Source organism: Bdellovibrionales bacterium, from assembly GCA_019750295.1.
GTDB lineage: Bacteria > Bdellovibrionota > Bdellovibrionia > Bdellovibrionales > JAGQZY01 > JAIEOS01.
Genome location: JAIEOS010000089.1, coordinates 12953 through 31249, shown reverse-complemented (window position 1 = coordinate 31249; position 18297 = coordinate 12953). Strand labels below are relative to the sequence as shown.

The window sequence follows — 18297 nt, the reverse complement described above, 5'->3', positions numbered from 1 at the left end:
ACAAAAATGCTTGAGGGATTACAGCGACTCGTAAAAGAAGATCCTTCGAGTTTATTAAAGACAGATCCCGATACAGGGCAGTGGCTCCTCTCGGGAATGGGCGAATTGCATCTCGACATTCTCGTCGATCGCTTAAAGCGCGAATACGGCGTCCAAGTGAATCAGGGAAATCCACAAGTCACCTATAAAGAAACTATTCTCGGTTCGGGGAGTGCCCGTAAGCGCTTCGAGAGAGAAGTGGCGGGACAACTCCAAACGGGCGAAGTCGAAGTGAAGATTTCGCCGTTTGAGAACGCCCAAGACAATTTTGTTGATAACATTGTCAAAGATCCTGCGGTGTCCAAAGAAATTAAGCAGGCCGTTATAGATGGTGCTCGCGAAGCGTTGGAAAGCGGTGTGCTCGCGGGATTCACGATGTCCGGCGTCCAAGTGAAAATCGTTTCCATTGCCGTGGACCCCGAGCATGGTCACCCGGCCGCCTACAAAATTGCCACATCTCAAGCGGTTCGCGAGGCGATGTTGCAGGCCAAATCTCAGCTCATGGAGCCTCTTTTTAAGCTCGAAGTTGTCGTTCCCGAAGAATTTTTAGGTAATGTTATCGGGGACTTAAATGCCAGACGTGGAAAAATTCAAAACACCTCCGTCAGAGGCCACTTGCAAGTGGTTTGGGCCGAAGTTCCACTGTCCGAACTCTTCGGTTACGCCACCGGAGTCCGTTCGATCACCCAGGGGCGTGGTACTTTTTCCATGAAATTTTTTGAATATCACCCGGTTGCAGATCGGGTCCAAAAAGAGATTTTGACCCGTCTTGGACGGGTCTAACCAGCCCCGCGATCCCGAAAAAGTTTTCGCTCGTAAACGCTTAAAAAAAGTAAGATTTTTTTTTGACAAGCTATTGAATTTCGGTGCATACTCCCCCTTCTGTTACAAAAAAGAACAGTAATTTTCATAGTTTAACATAAGCTAAAGCCCTGAATTTGCTAGGGAAAGTGGGACGTGCACATGCAAAGTCAAAAGATAAGAATTCGACTCAAAGCTTTCGATCACAAGTTGTTAGATCAATCGACGAAAGAAATCGTAGAAACAGCTCGCAGAACGGGTGCCCGTATTGCTGGTCCGATTCCTCTTCCAACAAAGATTAATCGCTATACAGTTTTGCGTTCTCCGCACGTTGATAAAAAATCTCGTGAGCAATTCGAGATTCGAACGCACAAAAGACTTTTAGATATTTTGGAGCCAACTCCACAAACTATCGATCAACTCATGAAGCTAGATCTCTCTGCTGGCGTTGATGTTGAAATCAAGTTGGCTGAGGAATAGGAGTTATCATGAGTGAAGAACAAGTAAATCAAACTGCTCCTGAAGCAACAACTCCTGAAACTACGCAAGCCTCTGGCGATGCGCAGTTGTCAGGTATCTTTGCTTTCAAACTCGGAATGTCTTCTGTTTACACAGAAGAGGGCGAGATGATTCCAGTGACTGTTTTGAAATTAGAAGACTGGAAAGTGACGCAAGTGAAGACAAAAGAAAAAGACGGCTACACGGCAGTTCAAATTGCTATGGGCGGACGTCGTGCGGAAAATGTTTCTGCAGCAGTCACAAAGCATGCGTCTAAAGCAGGTCTCGAAGGTGGAGTTGCTAAAACTCGCGAAATCCGTATGGACGACGTTTCTGGATTCCAAGTCGGACAAGCCGTTTCTCTTGAATCTTTAAAACAAGGCGACGTCGTAAAAATCACCTCTAAGTCCAAAGGACGTGGTTTCACAGGTGCAATGAAGCGACATAACTTTGCCGGCGGTCCTGCATCGCACGGATCTAAGTTCCACCGTCGTCCTGGATCTGCAGGAACAAGAACATGGCCTGGATTTGTACTTCCCGGTAAAAAAGGACCTGGTCACTTCGGTGACGAAAACATTTCGATCCGAAATGTACAGGTTGTGGGTGTAAATCCTGAAATGAAAACAATCATGGTGAAAGGCCCAGTTCCTGGTGCCCGCAACACGATGGTTAGACTTTTGAAACAACAGTGAGATAAAAATGGCAAAGATAGACGTATTAGGTTGGGATAAAAAAGTAGTTGGCTCTGTAGAAATGCCTTCAGAGATCATCGAGCGCGAAGTCAAAGTTGAAGTTTTACACGCGATGGTCCGTTGGCAGTTGGCCAGTCGCCGTCAAGGGACTCATGCGACGAAGACCAAAGGTCTCGTGAGCGGGGGCGGTAAGAAGCCTTTCAAACAAAAGGGAACTGGTAACGCTCGTCAAGGTTCAACTCGTTCGCCACTTATGCCAGGTGGAGGTACTATGTTCGGACCTCAACCTAAGAGCTACGCGTACAAACTTCCTCGCACGATGAAACAAGCTGGTCTTAAAACTGCGCTTTCTCATCTTTATAAAGAGGGCCGCTTCTTTGTTGTTGATGAAATGACATCTAAAGAAGGTAAAACGAAAGAGATTTCAAAAGTTCTTTCTAAATTCGGTTTGAGCAAAGCTTTACTTATTAGTGAAAAACAAGACGAGAACTTCGCTCGCGCGACTCGTAATCTTAAAAAATATCGTTACAACACAGTGAGTGGTGTGAACGTTTACGATCTTATGAAGTACGATGCTGTGGTATTCACCAAAGACTCGATTTCCGCTGTGATCGCGAAGTGTGGGGTAGAATAATGTTACTCGAAATCATCAAAAAACCCTTGATCAGTGAAAAATCGAGCGCCTATAGCGACTACGATACTTACGTTTTTGAAGTGAATAAAGAAGCTTCAAAAGATCAAATTAAAAAAGCAGTAGAAAAAGCGTTCTCTGTAAAAGTCCAAGCAGTTCGCACGGCTTGCTACAGAACTCGCTGGTTAAAACAACATGCTCGTTTCGGACCTCCTCAATACAAAAAGAAAGCTTTTGTGAAGTTGGCGTCCGGTCAAAAAATTTCTATCTTTGAGGGAGCTTAAGAATGGGTATCAAGTTTCATAAACCGACCAGCCCCGGCCGTCGTGGAATGACGGGATACGATTTCGCGGAGATCACTAAAACGACTCCGGAGAAATCACTCACGGAACCACGCCGTCGTAAAGGTGCGCGCTCGAATCACGGACAAATCTCTATTCGTCACAAAGGTGGCGGACACAAGCGCCGTTATCGCGTTATTGATTTCAAAAGACAAAAACTGGATGTTCCAGCAAAAGTGGTTGCGATCGAGTACGATCCGAACCGCACTTGCCGTATCGCTCTTCTTTCTTACGCCGACGGCGACAAAGCCTATATTCTTGCACCGGTAGGTTTGAACGTAGGTTCATCTGTTTTATCGAGTGACAAAGCAGATATTCTTCCAGGAAACAGTCTTCCACTTTCAATGATTCCGGTAGGTACAGTGATTCACAACGTGGAATTGCGCCCTGGAAAAGGTGGACAGATGTCTCGCGGTGCGGGAGCGGCAGCGACTCTCGTTGGACGCGTTGATAAATTTGCACAAATTAAATTGCCTTCAGGCGAAGTGAGAGAAGTTCTCTCTACTTGCCGCGCGACCATTGGCCAAGTGGGTAACACCGACAACGAAAACATTCAGATCGGTAAAGCCGGTCGTAATCGTTGGAAAGGTAAACGCCCAACTGTTCGTGGTATGGCGATGAACCCGATCGATCACCCATTGGGTGGTGGTGAAGGGGTTGGTAAAGGACATCACCCTGTGACTCCTTGGGGCCAACCTTGTAAGGGCTTTAAAACTAGACATAACAAGGCGACTGATAAATATATCATTAAACGTCGCGGACAGAAGTAGAGGTAGAGAGTGGCACGTTCATTAAAAAAAGGTCCATTTATCGATGATCACTTGGCTAAAAAAGTAGCTAAGGCTCTTGAGACTGGTGATAAAAAAGTTATTAAAACTTGGTCACGTCGTTCAACAATCTTGCCAGACATGGTGGGATTGACGTTCTCTATCAGCAACGGCACGTCGAAATTTCCTGTAGTTCACATTACAGAAAATATGATTGGCCATAAACTTGGGGAATTTGCTCCCACTCGTGTTTTCAGAGGCCACTCTGAGAACAAGACTAAAGAAGTAGCTAAGGCTTAGGTGTAAAATGGAAGTGAAAGCTAAACTCAGATTTGGAAGAATTGGTGCTCAAAAAGCCCGTCTTGTCGTCGATATGATCCGCGGAAAGTCGATCAATGAAACGATGAGAATCCTCGCTTTTCATAATCAAAAAGCGGGTCGTATGGTTAAGAAGCTTGTTGAATCCGCTGTGGCTAACGCCGAAGTGAAGCAAGTGATCGACGTCGACAATCTTTATGTAAAAACGATTTTTGTAGATGAAGGCCCAGTTATTAAGCGCTTCATCCCTCGTTCACAAGGCCGTGCAACAGAAATTAAAAAACGTATGAGTCACATTAGCGTGATTCTCGACGAGAGGTAATTAGTGGGACAAAAAGTTAATCCAATATCATTCAGATTAGGCGTCATTAGAACTTGGGACTCTCGTTGGTTCGCAAACGGACCTACTTATGCTCTTCAACTTCACGAAGACATCAAAATCAGAAATTACTTACAGAAAAAGTTAAAGCACGCCGGTATTTCTAAAATCGAAATTGAGCGCGCTCATAAAAATTTAAGAGTTCTTATCTACACAGCTCGTCCTGGTGTTGTTATCGGGAAAAAAGGCGCTGGAATGGATTCCATGGCTCTCGAATTACAAAAGCTAACGACGAGCAAAGTTTCTTTAAAAGTGGAAGAAGTTCGTAAGCCCGACATGGACTCAAAACTCGTTGCTGAGAACATCGCTCTCCAATTGGAAAAACGTGTATCTTGGAGACGTGCTTTGAAAAAAGCGATCGCATCGGGTGTTCGCAGTGGCGTTCGTGGAATTAAAGTACAAGTTGCTGGTCGTCTTGATGGAGCGGAAATCGCTCGTACCGAGTGGTACACAGAGAAGAGCGTTCCTCTTCACACATTAAGAGCAGATATTGATTACGGAACAGCAGAAGCATTGACATCATATGGAATCATTGGATTGAAAGTATGGATCTACAAAGGTGACGTACTTTCTACTCGTGAGGCTGAGGAGGCGGGTCGTGTTAAGTCCTAAGCGTGTAAAATGGAGAAAACAACATAAAGGTAAGATGAAGGGCCTTGCTTCAAGAGCAGCCAATCTTTCTTACGGTGATTTCGGTCTTAAAGCGACGACGAACGGTTGGCTTACAGCTCGCCAGTTAGAAGCAGGACGTATCGCAATCAGCCGTTCAATCAAACGCGGTGGTAAAGTTTGGATCCGCGTTTTCCCACACAAGCCAGTTACTGAGAAGCCGGCTGAAGTACGTATGGGATCTGGTAAAGGTAACCCAGAGTACTGGGTCGCTGTTGTAAAGCCAGGAACTATTTTGTTTGAAATTAACGGTGTAACTAGAGAACAAGCGGCGGAAGCATTTAGACTTGCAGGGCACAAAATGCCATTCAAGTGTCGTTTCATCGCGAGGGAGAAATAATTTATGAAGTACGCAGATTTCAAAGATCTTTCTCCGACAGATCTCAATAAAAAGATTCGCGAACTTAAAGAAAAGAGCTTTCAAGCTAGAATGAAGAATTCTATGGGTCAATTTTCAAACCCTGCATCTATTCGTGTTATGCGCCGAGATGTTGCTCGCTTGAAAACTGTTCTTTCAGTCAAAACAAGAGGTACTAATCCATGAGCGCTAAAGAAAACTTAAACGTAGATAATCGCGGTCGCCGTAAAGAAGAAATCGGTACGGTTCTTAGCGATAAAATGGACAAAACAATTTCTGTCCAAATTTATCGTACCGTGACTCATCCTAAATATAAAAAATTAATTCGTAAGACGACTGTGTTCAAAGCACACGATGAGACGAACCAAGCTAAAGAAGGCGACAAAGTTCGTATCTACGAGACTCGTCCATTGAGCAAAAATAAACGTTGGATGTTGGCCGAAGTGGTTGAAAAAGCTAATAAAGGCCAGGAGTAAGATATGATTCAGCAGCAATCGAAAATGCGCGTTGCCGACAACTCTGGTGCAAAAGAAGTTATGTGCATCAAGGTTCTAGGTGGCTCTAAGAGAAGAACAGCATCGATCGGCGATATCGTCGTCGTTTCTGTGAAATCGGCAATGCCGACGTCCAAAATTAAAAAGGGCGAAGTGGCAAAAGCTGTGATCGTAAGAACAATCCAAAGAATTAAGCGTCCTGACGGAAGCTACATTAAATTCGACGACAACGCGGCAGTTTTGATCAATGCATCAAAAGAGCCAATCGGTACTCGTATCTTTGGACCAGTGGCAAGAGAGCTCCGTGCGAAGCAATTCGTAAAGATCGTTTCTCTAGCTCCGGAAGTTATTTAATAGGTGGTATGTTGTGAATCGTCTTCAAGAAAAATATAAAAAGGAAATGATTCCCGCTCTGATGAAAGAGTTGGGCATTGATAACATTATGCAGGTTCCACGTCTCGAAAAGATCGTGATCAACCAGTGTAACTCAGACGCTGTTCAAAACGCTAAAGTGTTGGTGACGGCTTCTGATGAGATCACCACTATCGCGGGCCAAAAAGCCGTGATTACTAAATCAAAAAAATCGATCGCGAACTTTAAGCTTCGCGAAAACATGCCCATCGGCGTGACTGTGACTCTTCGCCGCGATCGTATGTGGTCTTTCTTAGATCGTTTGCTCACTGTGGCTCTTCCTCGCGTTCGTGACTTCCGTGGATTACCTTCACGTGGTTTTGATGGTCGCGGAAACTACAACATGGGTCTTAAAGAACAAACTGTATTCCCTGAGATTAACTACGATAAAGTAGATAAAGTTCGCGGAATGAATATTACTATTTGTACTAGTGCAAAAACGGACGCTGAAGGTAAAGCATTGCTTGATGCTTTTAGCTTTCCGTTTAGAAAATAATCAGGAGGAATGAGTGGCTCGTCGTGCAATGATCGTTAAGTCAGAAAGAACACCGAAGTTTTCAACACGTGCTCATAGCCGTTGTAAAATCTGCGGAAGACCAAAAGCTTTCCTGAGAAAATTCGAAATGTGTCGTATTTGTTTCCGTAATTTAGCCAGCAAAGGTCTCATTCCTGGCGTAATCAAGGCCAGCTGGTAGGAGTATAAAGTGGACGTTATTGGTGATTTATTAACAGTAATTCGAAATGGTTCAACTGCTGGTCACGAGAAGGTGGACGTGCCTGCTTCTAAATTTAAAGAAGCTGTCGTCGCTGTTCTTAAGAAGGCAGATTACATCACTGACTACAAAGTAGTTAAGGATGGGAAACAAGGAATTATGCGTGTGTATTTAAACTATGGTGACAACGGTGTAGCTAGAATTACTGGTCTTCGCCGCATGAGTCGCCCAGGTCGTCGTTATTACGTGAATTCTGAAAATGTTCCGAATGTAAGATCAGGATATGGTCTTGCGGTTGTGAGCACAAGTAAGGGCGTGATGAGCGGGGGAGATGCGAAAAAGCAGAACCTCGGTGGCGAATTGATTTGTACTGTTTGGTAGGTGGAAAATGTCTAGGATTGGTAAAAACCCAGTTAAGTTTGATTCAAAGGTGAATGTCACAATTAGCCCTAACAATGACGTTATTGTTAAAGGCGCTAAGACAACGATGACAGTCCCAATGAGAAAGCAAATTCAAGCGAAGATCGAAAACGGTCAAATCGTCTTGACTCGAAAAGATGAAAGCAACGAATCAAAAGCTTTGCATGGTCTTTACAGATCATTAGTAAAGAACGCCGTTGTGGGTGTGTCTGAAGGTTGGACGCGCTCTCTCACTCTGCAAGGGGTAGGATATCGTGCTTCTGTGAGCGGTAAAAAGTTGGAACTCTCTTTGGGTTACAGCCATCCGATCATGTTCGACATTCCTAATGGAATTGAAATTAAAGTTGATAAACAAACCACTGTACTCGTAGTTGGTGCGGACAAGGCCTTAGTTGGTCAAGTTTCTGCTAAAATCAGAGGATTCCGTCCTCCTGAGCCATATCTCGGTAAAGGTGTTCGTTATACGGATGAAGTAATTAGACGTAAAGAAGGTAAATCGGCTGGTAAGTAATCGACCATTGCTGATGAGAGGTGAATTGTGCGCTTAACGATAAATAAGAAAAACAGCCATAAGTTAAAGTCGAGAAAAGTTAAAAAAGTTCGTTCTCGCAAAAAAATTAATGGAACTGACGAGCGTCCTCGTCTTTGCGTTTTTAGAAGTTTAAAAAATATCTATGTTCAGTTGGTAAATGATATCGATGGAACTACGATTGCTTCTGCGTCTTCTCTTGTTGATGTGAAAGACAAAAAAGCGGGAAAAGATTTAGCTTTTGAAGTGGGCAAAGTGATCGCTCAAAAAGCTAAAGCTAAAAATATTGATAAGGTAGTTTTTGATCGTGGTGGATATATCTATCATGGACGTGTGAAATCTGTTGCTGACGGCGCTCGTGAGGGCGGATTGAACTTCTAGGGAGAAGAAAAAAAATGCAAGAACAACAAGTATCTGAATTTGAAGAAAAAGTAGTGAACGTAAGACGAGTCGCTAAAGTTGTTAAGGGTGGACGAAGATTTTCATTCGCAGCTCTTGTCGTTGTTGGTAACAGCAACGGAAGCTTTGGTTTCGGCACTGGTAAATCCGGTGAAGTTCCAGAAGCTATCGGTAAGGCCACTCGCGGAGCTCGCAAGAACCTCCATGGAGTCTCTCTTGTCGATGGTCGCACTATCGCTCACGAAGTGATCGGTAAGTTCGGAGCCACTTCGATTATCCTTCGCCCGGCAGCCCCTGGCACTGGAGTTATCGCAGGTGGAGCTGTTCGTGCAGTTCTTGAGTCCGTAGGTATTAAAGATATTTTAACTAAGAGAATCGGTACACGTAACGCCCACAATGCGGTTCGTGCCACTTTGGATGGCTTACGCCAACTCCAAGGGAACGTTCTTCTCAACACTTACAAATAAAGTAGGTTGGTATGGCAAAGACTTTTCGAGTGAAATTAATTAAAGGAATGCGCGGTTGCTCAGAAACTCAGCGTGAAACTGTGCGTTGCATCGGTTTACGTCGAACAAACTCTGAAGTGGTTGTAAACGACACACCGGCAATGCGTGGACAAATTTTAAAAGTTCAACATTTAGTAAAAGTAACTGTTGAAGGCGCTGCTACAACTAAGACAGCTGCCAAGAAGTAAATAAACGGAGACGACTATGTTAGATCAGCTAAAACCAGCCCCAGGCTCAACACATTACAGAAAACGCGTCGGTCGCGGCGATGGCTCTGGCCATGGCGGTACTGCTGGAAAAGGCCACAAGGGTCAAAAAGCAAGAACTGGCGGTAGAGTTCGTCGAGGCTTCGAGGGTGGTCAAACTCCTCTCGTTCGTCGTCTTCCAAAGTTCGGTTTCACGAACAACCAATTCAAAACAGAATACGTAATTTTAAATCTTTCTGACTTCAGCCGTTATGGATCAGAAATTTCACCTGATGTGCTTGTTAAAGCGGGCGTCATGGGCAAAAATTGTCTATTAAAAGTATTAGGCAATGGAAAACTAGAAAAGCCAGTGACTGTCAAAGCGCATAAGTTTAGCGGGAAAGCTAAAGAGATGATTGAAAAGGCTGGTGGAAAGACTGAGGTTATCTAAACGTGGCATCTGAGAACGTCATCAACAACCAAGATTTACAGAAAAAACTTCTCTTCACACTGTTTTGTTTACTGATCTATAGACTAGGAATTCACGTTCCCACCCCGGGCGTGAATATCGATGTCGCGAGAACGTTCTTCTCAAGCCAAAAAGGCCTCTTTGGTATCTTCAATACCTTTACCGGAGGAGCACTCAATCAATTTAGTGTTTTTGCTCTCGGAATTATGCCTTACATCTCAAGTTCAATTATTTTTCAATTATTAACCTCCATGGTTCCTTATCTTGAAGCTCTCAAGAAAGAAGGCGAACCTGGACGTAAAAAGATCCAACAGTACACTCGTTGGGGTACAGTGGTTCTTGCGGTTTTCCAGGCGTGGGGTTTATCAAATCTCCTCGTTGGTCGCGAAACTGCGGGACAACCGGTTTTCCTCGGGCAAATTGGGATTGTTCCTTTTCAACTCCTCACCATTGTCACTCTCACTGCCGGCACATGCTTCGTGATGTGGCTCGGTGAACAGATCTCCGAAAAAGGTCTCGGTGAAGGTGCAAGTATGATCATTTTCGCAGGGATTGCGGCGGGGATTCCCACGGGCGCGATGAACCTTTGGAGCATGGTCAGCAGCGGTCAAATGAGTGGACCCCTTGTTCTTGCTCTCTTAGCCTTTATGTTCCTCGTTTTGGGAGCCATTATCTATATCGAAGTGGCCCAACGTCGAATCCCGATCCATCTCTCGCAGAAGGGTGCCGGGGGACGAGCGCCTCAAATGCTTGGCAGCTACCTTCCGTTCAAGATCAACTTGTGTGGAGTGTTGCCTCCGATCTTCGCATTCGCAATCTTAGGATTCCCGGCGACATTAGCGTCGTTTTCTCAGTCCGCCTGGGTTCAAAATTTACAGAACTATTTCTCTCCAACAGGAGCTGTATTTAACATCGCGTTTGTGATTCTCGTGGTGTTCTTTAGCTTTTTCTATACAGAAATCGTGATGCCTCCGGATGAAATGGCCGATAACTTGAAAAAATCCGGAAAATTCATTCCTGGAATTCGCGCTGGAAAAAGCACTGCGGATTATCTCCGAACGGTGATGTCGCGCCTGAATGTCGGTGGATCGATTTATCTTTGTGTGATTTGTATTATGCCAACTCTCCTTATGAGCTCAGCTAACGTGCCCTTCTACTTCGGTGGAACAAGCGTTCTGATTCTTGCAGGTGTGGCCCTTCAACTGATCGAAAAGATCAACGCTTATCGATACGAATCGATGATCAAAGCGGCCCAACGTCCTCGTCGAACGGGGAGAAGGGTTAGTTTTTGAGCCTGGTCCTCTTCGGGCCTCCTGGCGCCGGCAAGGGGACCCAATCTCAACTTATGATTCAAACCCTACAGATGTCCCACATCAGTACGGGAGATCTCTTTCGTGAAGCCATGAAAAATAAAACTCCATTGGGTATCGAAGCCCAAAACTACGTGGACGCCGGGAAACTAGTCCCGGACGCTATAGTTATCGGAATGGTTCGCGAAGTGATCGAAAAAAATAAGGAAATCGACTATATTTTCGATGGATTTCCTAGAACTACCCCTCAGGCCGAGGCTCTCGGCCAACAAATTCACGAGGTGGGGGCTCGTCCTATTACTAAAGCTCTCTTTTTAGAAGTTCCCAATGAAACATTGATGGAAAGATTGTCGGGCCGCCGGGTGTGTAAAAACTGCGGAGCCGTCTACCACGCCACAAATAACCCTCCCAAAACGGAAGGCACTTGTGATCGTTGCGGCGGTGAAGTGTACCAGCGAAAAGACGATTCTTCTGAGGCGATTAAAACCCGTCTGGAAGCCTATGAAAAATCAACGGCACCATTGAAAGACTACTACAAAGATAAGGGTTTATTTGCCTCGGTAGACGGGGTGGGGACGACTGAAGACGTCTTCAAAAAGATTCAAAATTTTATTAAAAATTAGCTGGACTGGCATAGTTTGTGAGTGCTAAGTTTGCCGATCTGGCTAAATTCGGAGGTTACAGGTGAAAGTTCGCGCATCTGTCAAGAAAATTTGTAATAAGTGTAAAGTGCTAAAACGCCGTGGAGTTGTCCGCGTTATTTGTGAAAACCCTAAGCATAAGCAAAGGCAAGGTTAATTATGGCTCGTATTTCGGGTATCGATATTCCAAAAAACAAACGTGTTGAAGTCGCTTTGACTTATATCTACGGAATCGGTCGCAAAAGAGCGCAAGACCTTTGCGCAGCAATGAAATTTCCAGCATCAAAAAGAACTCATGAGTTAACAGATGATGATGTTGCTAAACTCAGAGATATGATTCAAGCCCAATTTAAAATCGAAGGTGATTTACGTCGTGAAACGGCGATGTTCATCAAGCGTTTGATCGATCTTGGTACTTACCGAGGCTCTCGCCACAAAAAAGGTTTACCTGTTCGTGGTCAGAGAACACGCAGTAACGCGCGTATCAGAAAAGGTCCTCGTAAGACAGTTGCTAACAAGAAAAAAGCAGTGATGTAAGGAAGAGATTGAGATGGCTACAGAAACAAATACAAATAAAGCAGATCAAAAAAATAAACCTGTTAAGAAGAAGACGAAAAAGAACGTTCCAGTTGGAAAATGTTTCGTACAAGCTGGGTTCGGTAACACGATCATCACGATCACTGATCCCTCTGGAAACACTGTTAGCTGGTCAAGCTCAGGCATGTTAGGTTTTAAAGGCAGCCGTAAGGGAACTCCCTTTGCTTCGCAGTTAGCTGCAGAAGATGCTGCGAAGAAAGCTATTGAGCAAGGCGTGAAGTCCGTAGACGTCTTGTTGAATGGTCCTGGTGCTGGTCGCGAGCCCGCGATTCGTGCATTGGCCAATGCGGGTTTGCGCGTGACTTCTATGAGAGACATTACACCTGTCCCTCATAATGGTTGCCGCCCGCCCAAAAGAAGACGCGTTTAATTTTTTTTCTTTTCACAGGAGAGACAATGCAACAAGAGCATTATTATAAATTTTGGAGAGATCTGATCGCACCTAAAGGGATTGAGGTAGATACAGATTCATTAACTCCCACCTATGGTAAGTTCACGGTTCGACCGCTTGAGCGCGGTTATGGAATTACTATCGGAAACTCTATGCGCCGAGTTCTATTGAGCTCTATGATGGGTTCTGCCATCACTACTGTGCGTTTCAATAATGTTTTGCATGAGTTCTCGACTATGCCCGATGTTATGGAAGACGTAACCGACATTATCTTGAATCTTAAACAAGTTCGCTTCCGTCAGTACGCGACTGAGCCTCAAGTGATCAAAATCACTAAAAACGGTTCGGGCAAAGTCACGGCAGCAGACATCCAATTGAATGACAAAATCGAAGTCCTAAACCCTGAGCAGCACATTGCGACTCTTGGTGGGAATGCGAAGTTCGAAGCGGAATTAACCGTCGCTTACGGACGCGGTTATGTTCCTGCTGAAGAGATCGAAGAAAAATCGACAGCTGTGGGAGCAATCACTCTCGATGCGATTTTCTCTCCAATCCGTCGCGTGAACTACAATGTTTCTAACGCTCGCGTGGGTCAAAAGACAGATTACGATTCTTTAACTCTCGAAGTTTGGACGGATGGTTCTATTAAGCCAGAAGAGTCAGTGGCATTAGCTGCGAAAATCATGAAAGAGCAACTCCAAGTTTTTGTGACTTTCGACGAAGCGGTTGAACCTACGACAGAAAAAGAAGAAAAACGCAATCCAGTTCTTAACGACAACCTTTTCCGCTCTGTAGATGATCTTGAGCTTTCTGTTCGCAGTGCGAACTGCTTAAAGAATGCAAACATTCGCTACATCGGTGAGTTGGTCGTACGTTCAGAAGCTGAAATGTTAAAAACAAAAAACTTCGGTCGAAAATCATTGAACGAGATTAAAGAAATCCTTGTGGATATGGGTCTTGGTCTTGGAATGAAGATTGATGGTTGGCCTCCTGCAGGTTGGAATCCCAACGCAGGTGCCCCTCGCAACGAACAGTAATTTTTAGTTGAAGGAATTGAGTTATGAGACACAGAAGAAAAACGGCATATTTCGGTCGTCGGACCCAGCAAAGACAAGCCTTAATTAAAGGCTTGGTTGTTAACCTCGTAAGAGATGGTCGAATTAAGACGACTCTTGCTAAGGCCAAAGAACTTCGTCGTCACGTAGAAAGAGCTATCACTGTCGGTAAGGCAGGAACTCTTCACGCACGTCGTTTGTTGTTAGCACGTTATCCGAACCAAGACGCGGTAGAAACGATCGTTACAGATCTTTCTGTGCGCTTTAAAGACCGCCCAGGTGGTTACACTCGTGTTCTTAAGTTGAACAATCGTATGGGTGATTGCGCTCCTCAGGCATTCATTGAGTTCGTGGACTTCGACGCTAAGACTTACGCTGATCGTAAGATCAAAGTCGTAACGAAAGATGAAAAGCGTAAGAAAAAAGTCGTAGAGATGACTCCTGCAGAAGCTCAAAAGTATCGCACGAAGAAAAATGCAGTAGCGACTCTAGCTCGTGTTCGTAAAGTGACGAAGATGGCTGGCGAAGCTCGCAGAGTTCAACGCGCTAACGCGAAGTAATTTCTCCGATGGTATTACCGGGGAAGAAAAAAATAAAAGCCGCACTGGTGACAGTGGCGGCTTTTTTATTTTTGATGACGGGATGGACGCTATTGTCGTCCAAATTGACAACCGATGTGAGTCCTGAGTCTTTTCAATTGATGGAGTTTCTCGAAAATCACAGCTTTTTTGAGCTCCCCGGCTTTAAATTGGTCGACGTGAAGGGCAACGAGAGCAACTTTCATGAGCTTCCTAAAAATAAAATCTATATCATTAATTTCTGGGCCACATGGTGCGAACCCTGCGCTGAAGAATTTCCTTCGATGGTGAAACTGGTCAACGCTTATAAGGACCACATCGAGTTTATCGCCATCTCTTCGGATTCCTCCACGGAGGATATTGCCGTTTTCGCAAAAGCTTTCGATCTCGACTCTTCTCCAAACATTCGCCTGTATTGGGACGAGAAGCAGGAGCTGATGCGTTTATTCAAGGTAGGCAAGCTACCAGAGTCTTTCATATTTGATCGCAACGGGAAGCTTTTAAAGAAGATTGTGGGCACTCGCAATTGGGCCGCGGAAGATGCCATGATGTATTTTGGGCAATTGGTTGAAGGTCAGCCTCTGTAGTTGTATTTTTTGCCGCCCTACGGTCGGTTCAAAAATCCTTTTTTCATCCGGTCCTCGTTTTCATCCTCAAGGCCAATTCGGCAGGGTAGGTTATCTCAAAATGGGCACTCGCCCGAAGGAGACGACATGAGAATAACTCTACTTTTTGTATCATTTTGGATTCTATCCGTGCAGGCTTTAGCCTTGGACAACCTCAGCAAGCCGTGCATCGAAGCCGGTACGCGTGCGGTGATAGATTACTTGGAAAAAGAACAGCCGGCCGCGGATCTCCATTACACCGTCGATAAAAACGGTGACATTAATGGAGTTGTGGATTCCGCCGAAGTCTATGGGGGGTTCGATCTGCAGGAACTCGTCACGGATGGAACTGATGAAGCCATCATTTACTTTAACGATCTCAGCTACATCGTTTTCGTTACAGTTAAAGAAACTGTATTGAACGGAAAAGTTCAGTGTGAGATCGTGAATGTCGATGCGGGTCAAGACGATCAAGACTAGAATCTGATTGTGATAAGGTCGAGACGTTTAAAAAGACTCTTTAGCGGGCGGTTTCCGCCCGTTGGGATTTCGCCACCTGTTATCCATTGAATTTTCTCTAAAGATTAGAGAAGGTTGCGCCCTGTAACCAACATCCAAGTTAGATAAATTGAATTTTGAGTTGAGCTCCTCGCAAACCTTGCACGATCTCGTTATATCTATTGGAGTTGAGAGGAAGTAATCATGCGTAGTGGATCAAAGCCCAATCAGCTGAACCTTTTTATTAAACTCAAACGTGAGAAAATATTGATGTCCCAAAAAGAATTGGGATTGAAGTTAGGCTATCGAAACGGTCAGTACATTTCCAACATGGAGCGCGGCATGTGCCCGGTGCCCCTAGAAAAGCTAGACAAAATCATCTATCTACTCAAGTTGAACCCCAACGAGGTCATCGATATTATCCAGGAAGACCACTTGTCCTATCTAAAAACCCTCCTGTTTGATAAGTCCCGTTACCGTAAGAAAACCAAGTCCAAGTAAAAGTTATAATCGTTGCAGATTCGGCGAAATCACATTTTATAAATCAACTTCCGTTAAGGACGCTTAATAATTGGTAGTCTTATTCATCTTTCGTAGCAAACCAAAGTCGCGTGCGATCCTTAAATTTGAACCCATTAAGCACCTGTAAACTTGACTTAAGACGATATAAACAATTTCTAATTAATATTTTGATGAATACATCTTTAGTTTATCGATACACTTTGTGCTGGGGCTTAAAGTGCAAGAAATTAAAGCGGAAAATTTTTTAGAATGTACGGTGCTGAGTGGCCGTAGAGAATTTAATACGACGGCGACTGATCTTTATGATCGAGCCTTTGTACTTTGGCAGAGTACTTGGCAAGATCTCATTTTCCCAAATGGTTTTTATAGCGATTCGTTTTTCAACGCTCAAAATGTTCTAGTACTTCACGAGGGTTTAGATGTCGCGGCAATAGCCATTTATAATTTTTATGATCTTCAATATCCTGTTTATAGCTATTGCAAGTATGTCAGCAATTTTCGATCTCTTGATATTCTGAATTCTAACGATTCATTTATGACGACCGAGTATATTTGCGCTACGCCAAGATGGCGTAAACGAATGCCAGGCTTTGGGAAGGTCCTTATAGGCCTGACTCAAGAGGCATTTAAAGAATCAGATGTCCGTTATTCCTTTGGGACTCCGCGAATGGATATTCACGTCGATGATATCTGCTCAAAGTACGGCTTTTCTCAACACGGACAAATCGAAATCTGCGGGATTCCTTGTGCGGTTGTTGTGAATACGAAAAATTCGGTAAAGGTTTTTCCGGATCCTCAGATGGCTTCATTAATAAAAAGATTATGGGACAATAGAAATTTAACTCAAAAATTATCCGCTAACAAAACGGCGGCTTAGGGAGCGTAAAATGGAATTTGCAAAGCTAAGAAAAATTTTCGATACAGAACAGAGCATGTTGGGAGATATTATTAAATCCTTCCCATGGCAGGATAAGGATGCCTACGCTGGCTGGTTAGCTAATAGTAATGAGTATGTGGCAAACTCGACGCGAGTTCTGGCTCTTGCGGGGGGAACCATGCCTCGCCACCTTACGTCTTTTTCCAATCGATTCATTAAGCATTCGGCTGAAGAATTAGGTCACGAAAAATTGCTAGAATTAGATGTGCGAGGATTGGGGAAAAACATGAATCAAATTGAGATCACCGACGAAATGTACATGTTTCACCGATCGTTATATTATTGGATTTCACCAGCGGCATCGCCCATCGGCTTATTTGGCTGGGTGTTGGCGTTAGAGGGCGTGGCTGTCAACTTTGGAGAGTGGATTTATAACGAAGTCAAAGCGACTCATGGGCCCAAGTCTGCAAACTTTCTTAAAGTGCATTCGGCGGAAGATCCCGACCATCTGGATAAGGCTTTTTCTTCGATAAAACTATTAGATTCCAATGATTTAAATTTGGTGGCGATGAGTACGGTAAGTTATTGTCGGCAGTATGGGAGAGTCCTCGAAAGGATTAAATCCGACGCTGGTCAAAGAAGAGATGTTGCGTAGGTTTGACAAGCCCTCATTTTTAAATTGACAGAATCTTGTAATTAGATAGCCTCTGAAAGTACGTCTACAGGGGCTATCGATATGATAAATGAAGTAATTCGGGCATCAGGCAACACAGACAGTATCACCTTTGAGAGTCATTTTAAATTATCTGCAGAAAAGTTAAGTTCAATTTTAAGAACAGCCGGTGTTTACCGGCGACCGTATAGCGATTCTACGCTTCCGCACTTTTCCTCTCTCGAAGAAAATTTGAAGAAGAACGCACTGGAACTTCTCAATTTTTATAATACATCGTTGGAGCAGGTTCTGAGCAGCGGTGAAATTATTTCAAATGACTCAGTCGCCTTATGGTCCGCATTTAAACTTTTAAAACTCAAGCCCCCCTCTGATTTTCTGAGCTATTTAACGCAAGGGGATTGCATCGAAATTTATGATCTCAATCATATTCAAATTTGGAGAAATTTAAATTCAATGGAGGTTATTTCCCACACGATTGAGCAAATTTTTTGCGTTCCCTGGCCTGCCCGCTATATTCGAGATCCACAGGCTTTCGAAGAGTGCATAGAGAAGATAGGTGCTGCCCTCAGCCAAGAAAAGGCAGCGGTATTTCAAGCCAACATTAATAATTATCTGTTGGAAAAAGGGTCACTTGAGCTCTTTAAGCTGAATTGTGTTCATAAATTGATTGCACCACTCACCGATTCGAGTGGCAGAATAGCGGCATATGCTGTCGTTTCTGCGGTAGATATCGTCGGTCGTCAAGAACCGGTGCTCGGAAGTTTTCCAACTTTATCTCTGGTCCAGTAGACCAACTTTATCATTGCAGACGGTTGGCACGCCATTCAGTCGGATCGAATCACTCCACATTGTTGGCGGTTTGGGTGGATAAAGGTTTTAGGCTATTCACCTCCATTAGAAAAACTAAATAGATTTCATATGTTCCTTGCTA

The 18297-nt window shown here is 44.2% G+C and carries 34 protein-coding genes; all 34 read left to right on the top strand.

All coding sequences use genetic code 11. The annotated features are described in order from the left end of the window. On the top strand, positions 1–822 hold an 822-nt coding region (fusA, locus tag K2Q26_13180), incomplete at its 5' end, for an elongation factor G (protein ID MBY0316474.1). A 180-nt stretch (positions 823–1002) separates the two neighbouring features. Next, positions 1003–1320, top strand: a complete 318-nt coding sequence (rpsJ, locus tag K2Q26_13175; GenBank protein ID MBY0316473.1) for a 30S ribosomal protein S10 — start codon at positions 1003–1005, stop codon at positions 1318–1320. 8 nt (positions 1321–1328) lie between these two features. Then, positions 1329–2030 (top strand): 50S ribosomal protein L3, encoded by a 702-nt coding sequence (rplC, locus tag K2Q26_13170; GenBank protein MBY0316472.1) that lies wholly within the window; start codon positions 1329–1331, stop codon positions 2028–2030. A 7-nt stretch (positions 2031–2037) separates the two neighbouring features. Next, positions 2038–2664: a 50S ribosomal protein L4 gene (rplD, locus tag K2Q26_13165; GenBank protein ID MBY0316471.1), complete on the top strand. Its 627-nt coding sequence runs from the start codon at positions 2038–2040 to the stop codon at positions 2662–2664. After that, complete coding sequence (rplW, locus tag K2Q26_13160; protein ID MBY0316470.1) at positions 2664–2945, top strand: 50S ribosomal protein L23; 282 nt, start codon at positions 2664–2666, stop codon at positions 2943–2945. Before rplD ends, rplW begins: the two co-directional genes overlap by 1 nt. A gap of 2 nt (positions 2946–2947) precedes the next feature. Next, positions 2948–3772, top strand: coding sequence for a 50S ribosomal protein L2 (gene rplB, locus K2Q26_13155; protein ID MBY0316469.1), 825 nt, complete (start codon positions 2948–2950; stop codon positions 3770–3772). 9 nt (positions 3773–3781) lie between these two features. Then, a complete protein-coding gene (gene rpsS / locus K2Q26_13150; protein MBY0316468.1) occupies positions 3782–4069 on the top strand; it encodes a 30S ribosomal protein S19 in 288 nt (95 codons plus the stop codon). Between the two features lie 7 nt (positions 4070–4076). Next, on the top strand, positions 4077–4409 hold the full coding sequence (rplV, locus tag K2Q26_13145; GenBank protein MBY0316467.1) for a 50S ribosomal protein L22: 333 nt from the start codon (positions 4077–4079) through the stop codon (positions 4407–4409). 3 nt (positions 4410–4412) lie between these two features. Next, positions 4413–5078, top strand: coding sequence for a 30S ribosomal protein S3 (gene rpsC / locus K2Q26_13140; protein MBY0316466.1), 666 nt, complete (start codon positions 4413–4415; stop codon positions 5076–5078). Beyond that, positions 5065–5475, top strand: coding sequence for a 50S ribosomal protein L16 (rplP, locus tag K2Q26_13135; protein ID MBY0316465.1), 411 nt, complete (start codon positions 5065–5067; stop codon positions 5473–5475). The genes rpsC and rplP overlap by 14 nt, the downstream gene beginning before the upstream one ends. Before the next feature lie 3 nt (positions 5476–5478). Next, complete coding sequence (rpmC, locus tag K2Q26_13130; GenBank protein ID MBY0316464.1) at positions 5479–5679, top strand: 50S ribosomal protein L29; 201 nt, start codon at positions 5479–5481, stop codon at positions 5677–5679. After that, positions 5676–5969 carry a 30S ribosomal protein S17 gene (gene rpsQ / locus K2Q26_13125; GenBank protein MBY0316463.1) on the top strand — a complete coding sequence of 98 codons (294 nt, stop codon included), beginning with the start codon at positions 5676–5678 and terminating at the stop codon, positions 5967–5969. The genes rpmC and rpsQ overlap by 4 nt, the downstream gene beginning before the upstream one ends. Positions 5970–5972: 3 nt before the next feature. Next, a complete protein-coding gene (gene rplN, locus K2Q26_13120) occupies positions 5973–6341 on the top strand; it encodes a 50S ribosomal protein L14 (GenBank protein ID MBY0316462.1) in 369 nt (122 codons plus the stop codon). 13 nt (positions 6342–6354) lie between these two features. Continuing rightward, on the top strand, positions 6355–6894 hold the full coding sequence (rplE, locus tag K2Q26_13115) for a 50S ribosomal protein L5 (protein MBY0316461.1): 540 nt from the start codon (positions 6355–6357) through the stop codon (positions 6892–6894). Positions 6895–6907: 13 nt separating this feature from the next. Continuing rightward, on the top strand, positions 6908–7093 hold the full coding sequence (locus K2Q26_13110) for a type Z 30S ribosomal protein S14 (GenBank protein ID MBY0316460.1): 186 nt from the start codon (positions 6908–6910) through the stop codon (positions 7091–7093). Between the two features lie 9 nt (positions 7094–7102). Further along, a complete protein-coding gene (rpsH, locus tag K2Q26_13105) occupies positions 7103–7492 on the top strand; it encodes a 30S ribosomal protein S8 (GenBank protein ID MBY0316459.1) in 390 nt (129 codons plus the stop codon). A gap of 7 nt (positions 7493–7499) precedes the next feature. Next, positions 7500–8042 (top strand): 50S ribosomal protein L6, encoded by a 543-nt coding sequence (rplF, locus tag K2Q26_13100; protein MBY0316458.1) that lies wholly within the window; start codon positions 7500–7502, stop codon positions 8040–8042. 27 nt (positions 8043–8069) lie between these two features. Then, entirely contained in the window at positions 8070–8441 is a 372-nt protein-coding gene (gene rplR, locus K2Q26_13095) for a 50S ribosomal protein L18 (GenBank protein ID MBY0316457.1), read from the top strand. A gap of 14 nt (positions 8442–8455) precedes the next feature. Beyond that, positions 8456–8926 carry a 30S ribosomal protein S5 gene (gene rpsE, locus K2Q26_13090; protein ID MBY0316456.1) on the top strand — a complete coding sequence of 157 codons (471 nt, stop codon included), beginning with the start codon at positions 8456–8458 and terminating at the stop codon, positions 8924–8926. Between the two features lie 11 nt (positions 8927–8937). Beyond that, on the top strand, positions 8938–9153 hold the full coding sequence (gene rpmD, locus K2Q26_13085) for a 50S ribosomal protein L30 (GenBank protein ID MBY0316455.1): 216 nt from the start codon (positions 8938–8940) through the stop codon (positions 9151–9153). Positions 9154–9169: 16 nt separating this feature from the next. After that, positions 9170–9601: a 50S ribosomal protein L15 gene (gene rplO, locus K2Q26_13080; protein MBY0316454.1), complete on the top strand. Its 432-nt coding sequence runs from the start codon at positions 9170–9172 to the stop codon at positions 9599–9601. A gap of 2 nt (positions 9602–9603) precedes the next feature. Beyond that, positions 9604–10911, top strand: a complete 1308-nt coding sequence (secY, locus tag K2Q26_13075; protein ID MBY0316453.1) for a preprotein translocase subunit SecY — start codon at positions 9604–9606, stop codon at positions 10909–10911. Then, the gene (locus K2Q26_13070) at positions 10908–11552 is read left to right on the top strand and encodes an adenylate kinase (protein MBY0316452.1); all 645 of its coding nucleotides are present in this window, start codon (positions 10908–10910) and stop codon (positions 11550–11552) included. The genes secY and K2Q26_13070 overlap by 4 nt, the downstream gene beginning before the upstream one ends. 61 nt (positions 11553–11613) lie before the next feature. After that, the gene (rpmJ, locus tag K2Q26_13065) at positions 11614–11727 is read left to right on the top strand and encodes a 50S ribosomal protein L36 (GenBank protein ID MBY0316451.1); all 114 of its coding nucleotides are present in this window, start codon (positions 11614–11616) and stop codon (positions 11725–11727) included. Positions 11728–11729: 2 nt separating this feature from the next. Continuing rightward, positions 11730–12107: a 30S ribosomal protein S13 gene (rpsM, locus tag K2Q26_13060; protein MBY0316450.1), complete on the top strand. Its 378-nt coding sequence runs from the start codon at positions 11730–11732 to the stop codon at positions 12105–12107. A 13-nt stretch (positions 12108–12120) separates the two neighbouring features. Next, positions 12121–12537 carry a 30S ribosomal protein S11 gene (gene rpsK / locus K2Q26_13055; GenBank protein ID MBY0316449.1) on the top strand — a complete coding sequence of 139 codons (417 nt, stop codon included), beginning with the start codon at positions 12121–12123 and terminating at the stop codon, positions 12535–12537. A 26-nt stretch (positions 12538–12563) separates the two neighbouring features. Continuing rightward, a complete protein-coding gene (locus tag K2Q26_13050; GenBank protein MBY0316448.1) occupies positions 12564–13595 on the top strand; it encodes a DNA-directed RNA polymerase subunit alpha in 1032 nt (343 codons plus the stop codon). 23 nt (positions 13596–13618) lie between these two features. Beyond that, on the top strand, positions 13619–14173 hold the full coding sequence (gene rplQ / locus K2Q26_13045) for a 50S ribosomal protein L17 (GenBank protein ID MBY0316447.1): 555 nt from the start codon (positions 13619–13621) through the stop codon (positions 14171–14173). Positions 14174–14181: 8 nt separating this feature from the next. Continuing rightward, positions 14182–14778 (top strand): TlpA family protein disulfide reductase, encoded by a 597-nt coding sequence (locus tag K2Q26_13040; GenBank protein ID MBY0316446.1) that lies wholly within the window; start codon positions 14182–14184, stop codon positions 14776–14778. Positions 14779–14904: 126 nt separating this feature from the next. Further along, positions 14905–15276: a hypothetical protein gene (locus K2Q26_13035; protein MBY0316445.1), complete on the top strand. Its 372-nt coding sequence runs from the start codon at positions 14905–14907 to the stop codon at positions 15274–15276. Positions 15277–15498: 222 nt separating this feature from the next. Beyond that, complete coding sequence (locus K2Q26_13030) at positions 15499–15795, top strand: helix-turn-helix domain-containing protein (GenBank protein ID MBY0316444.1); 297 nt, start codon at positions 15499–15501, stop codon at positions 15793–15795. A 238-nt stretch (positions 15796–16033) separates the two neighbouring features. Beyond that, entirely contained in the window at positions 16034–16693 is a 660-nt protein-coding gene (locus tag K2Q26_13025; GenBank protein ID MBY0316443.1) for a hypothetical protein, read from the top strand. Between the two features lie 10 nt (positions 16694–16703). Next, a complete protein-coding gene (locus K2Q26_13020; protein MBY0316442.1) occupies positions 16704–17348 on the top strand; it encodes a hypothetical protein in 645 nt (214 codons plus the stop codon). Positions 17349–17429: 81 nt separating this feature from the next. Next, positions 17430–18155, top strand: a complete 726-nt coding sequence (locus K2Q26_13015) for a hypothetical protein (protein MBY0316441.1) — start codon at positions 17430–17432, stop codon at positions 18153–18155. Positions 18156–18297 lie beyond the last annotated feature (142 nt).